At 54.3% G+C, this 3,308-nt stretch carries 3 protein-coding genes; all 3 read right to left on the minus strand.

Annotated features, from left to right (window positions below; all coding sequences use genetic code 11):
- Positions 1-134 precede the first annotated feature (134 nt).
- The 3 genes from ABJQ89_RS05360 to ABJQ89_RS05370 all read right to left on the minus strand — a co-directional run bounded on the left by ABJQ89_RS05360 (position 135) and on the right by ABJQ89_RS05370 (position 3,112).
- Positions 135-2,183: an acetyl/propionyl/methylcrotonyl-CoA carboxylase subunit alpha gene (locus ABJQ89_RS05360; RefSeq protein WP_348495235.1), complete on the minus strand. Its 2,049-nt coding sequence runs from the start codon at positions 2,181-2,183 to the stop codon at positions 135-137.
- Positions 2,184-2,295: 112 nt separating this feature from the next.
- On the minus strand, positions 2,296-2,505 hold the full coding sequence (locus tag ABJQ89_RS05365; RefSeq protein WP_348495236.1) for a hypothetical protein: 210 nt from the start codon (positions 2,503-2,505) through the stop codon (positions 2,296-2,298).
- 247 nt (positions 2,506-2,752) lie between these two features.
- Positions 2,753-3,112 (minus strand): hypothetical protein, encoded by a 360-nt coding sequence (locus ABJQ89_RS05370; protein ID WP_348495237.1) that lies wholly within the window; start codon positions 3,110-3,112, stop codon positions 2,753-2,755.
- Between the last annotated feature and the right edge of the window lie 196 nt (positions 3,113-3,308).

Raw genomic sequence — 3,308 nt, forward strand, 5'->3', positions numbered from 1 at the left:
CAAACCCTTTCCATGGGATGTGCGCGAGCTGTCCCGCGTGATTGACAAAATGCCCATGCGGCAGCGCGAAGTCCGTGAACGCAGGCAGCCGTAGCCGCCTGCATCTGGTATATGTGCCGCAAAGCCCATGGGGCTTATTCGAACTCCATGATGATGTCGTCCACCGCAAGGCTATCGCCCGCAGCAGCGTTGACCTTGGACACAACACCCTTCTTTTCAGCGCGTAGGATGTTTTCCATTTTCATGGCTTCTACGGTGCAAAGCGCTTGGCCCTCTTGCACTTCTTGCCCTTCTTCAACGTCAACTTTGACGATCAGACCTGGCATTGGGCAAAGGAGCAGCTTGGACGTATCCGGTGCAACCTTCTCAGGCATCTTGAGAGCAAGCTCAGCCTGACGCGGTGTACGCACATGAACCTTCAAGTCCGCGCCGCGTGAGCGGATGCGGAAACCGCCGCCCGACACTTTGCCAACTTTCATCACCAGCGGCTTACCATCGACGAGCATATCCGCGAGCTGATCGCCCGGCGTCCAATTGCCCGTGACGCGCTTGGACGTTCCGTCAGCAAAGGTGATCGTAGACCCATCGTGATCCGCTGCAATCGTGACGTCAAAATTGACGCCTTGCAGAGCCACGTTCCACGTATCGCCCACATGACGCTCATGATTGCCCAAACGACCGGAGATGCGCGAACGGCGAATTTCCTTAACGCGGTTCATTGCAGCCGTTGCAGCCGCGATGGAACGCAGGTCAGCATCGGGCAGATCAACGCCGACGAACCCTTCTGGATACTGTTCTTCAATAAAGGCCGTGGTCATCTCACCTTTGATAAAGATCGGATGATCCATAACCGCGCTCAAGAACGGCAAGTTGTGACCGATGCCTTCGACTTCAAAGCTATCAAGCGCAACGCGCATCGCTTCAATCGCTGCCTCGCGTGTTGGCGCCCAAGTACAAAGCTTTGCGATCATCGGATCGTAATACATGGAAATTTCGCCGCCTTCATAGACGCCCGTGTCGTTACGTACAGCGATGTCACCAGCTGGTGCGCCGCCTTGCCATTTGTCGTTCACAAGCATCGGGCCTGCCGCTTGCTCCGCCGGTGGGCGGTAGCGCGTGAGGCGACCAATAGACGGCAGGAAGCCGCGATATGGGTCTTCCGCATAGAGGCGGTTTTCAATCGCCCAGCCGGTGAGCGTTACATCATCCTGTGTGATCGTGAGCTTTTCACCATTGGCAACGCGGATCATCTGTTCGACCAAATCAACGCCAGTGATCAGCTCCGTCACTGGGTGTTCCACCTGCAAACGTGTATTCATTTCAAGGAAATAGAAGTTCTTGGCACCATCGACGATGAATTCCACAGTACCTGCAGAGGCATAGCCAACCGCTTGCGCCAGTGCGACTGCTTGCTCGCCCATCGCTTTACGCGTGGCTTCATCAAGGAAGGGGCTTGGCGCTTCTTCCACAACCTTTTGCTGACGACGCTGGATGGAGCATTCACGCTCGCCCAGATAAATACCATTGCCGTGACTGTCGCAGAGCACCTGAATTTCGATGTGGCGCGGCTGCGTGATGAATTTCTCAATGAAAATACGATCATCGCCAAAACTGTTTGCCGCTTCGTTCTTGGAAGACTGGAAACCCTCGCGCGCTTCGTCATCATTCCATGCGATGCGCATACCCTTACCGCCGCCGCCTGCAGAGGCTTTGATCATCACGGGATAGCCAACCTCATTTGAGATTTTCACAGCCTCTTCCGCGTCTTCAATCAATCCCATGTAGCCGGGAACCGTTGAAACCTTTGCTTCCTGAGCAATCTTTTTGGAGGTGATCTTGTCCCCCATGCTTTCAATCGCACCAACAGGTGGACCAACAAAGGCAACGCCAGCGGCATCAAGCGCCTCAGCGAATTTTGCGTTCTCAGACAGGAAACCATAGCCCGGGTGCACAGCCTGCGCGCCACTTTGCTTGATCGCGTCCATGACCTTATCGATCACGATATAGGATTGGTTCGCAGGCGGCGGACCAATATGAATTGCTTCATCCGCCATCTCTACATGCAACGCATTCTTGTCAGCGTCAGAATAGATCGCGACCGTTGCGATACCCATCTTCTTTGCTGTCTTGATCACGCGGCAGGCAATTTCACCGCGGTTGGCGATCAGGATTTTGTTGAACATCTGGCAGTCCTTTTCTTATCGAGAAACGCAAAACGCCGCTCTGCCCATATAAGGCAGAACGGCGTTCGCTTTTGTTTTGGAACGCAGCGCAAATGGCTGCGAAAAAATCGGGTTACTGGACGGGCAGTGCCGCGCCAGCGATGCCACCAACGAGGGCTGTGGCAGCAACATCAGAACGGCTGCCGCCTGCGATTGCAGCAACGGTTGCACCAAGGGCCGCGCCAGCAGCTGCGTTGGTAACGGAAGGATTAGGTGCTGTTTGGCAGCCTGCAAGGCTCGCTGACAAAGCAAATACAGCGGTGATTTTTGCGAAATATGACATTCTTTTTCTCTTTCAAAGTTAAATACGTCTGCCGCATTAACTAAAAAAGACGGCAGTAAGTGCAACGTAGCACCAGACTGCCGCCAAGGGGAAGGGTTACGGAAAGTTGCAACCTTGAATGAACTATCATTCTGGCGCTTCTTCACTTCCCCCACCATGAAACTATTGGTCAAAACAGCAAGGCACTTCGCGCGCAGAACGCTCGAACTGGCTTGATCTCGCCGAAATCCCAATAACTTGCGCGAATTCATGCCGACGCATCCCAATCAGTTGCATCAGGAAAGGCAGCGGCCGCTGCGCGCGCGTCAATAACGAGCATGGCTTCGTAGTTTTCAGGATCAAACGGATCGTCATGGGGCAACACTTCGCGCCCGAAAAGCCAATTGAGCCGCCCAGCATCGAGGTTGCCACGTTCAAAAGGTTGATCGCCAAAGTATTCCCAAAGCGCAGCCATGAATGCCGCATCTGCACGTCGATCCGCAGGCTTGCGATCATTACGACGCTCACGGCGTTCAATCGGCGTTGCCCCTTTGGGGTTTGCGCGTCGGATCGTAAATTGGAAATCGGAACCGGGAAGACGACCAGGAAAGCCGCGGTGCTTGAGCATATAGTCTAGAGCCATGATGCACCCCCAGTGTGGCACATGATAGCTTGGTTGGAGACAGGCGCGAACGCCTGTCTCCAAGGTAAATTACTTGTACTTACCTGTGTATGTTGGTTCAACGGAGATTGGCGCAGGGTCAACCACGACAAACTCTTCAACCGGTGCTTTACGCGCACATGCAGACGCTGCGAACGCAACG

Origin of the sequence: Planktotalea sp. (assembly GCF_039984035.1) — a bacterium.
Lineage (GTDB): Bacteria > Pseudomonadota > Alphaproteobacteria > Rhodobacterales > Rhodobacteraceae > Planktotalea.

What these genes read in the sequence shown, in the direction of transcription:
- ABJQ89_RS05370 (WP_348495237.1), bottom strand. Translation starts at nt 3,112, where the DNA reads ATGCTCAAGCACCGCGGCTTTCCTGGTCGTCTTCCCGGTTCCGATTTC.
- ABJQ89_RS05360 (WP_348495235.1), bottom strand. Translation starts at nt 2,183, where the DNA reads ATGTTCAACAAAATCCTGATCGCCAACCGCGGTGAAATTGCCTGCCGC.
- ABJQ89_RS05365 (WP_348495236.1), bottom strand. Translation starts at nt 2,505, where the DNA reads ATGTCATATTTCGCAAAAATCACCGCTGTATTTGCTTTGTCAGCGAGC.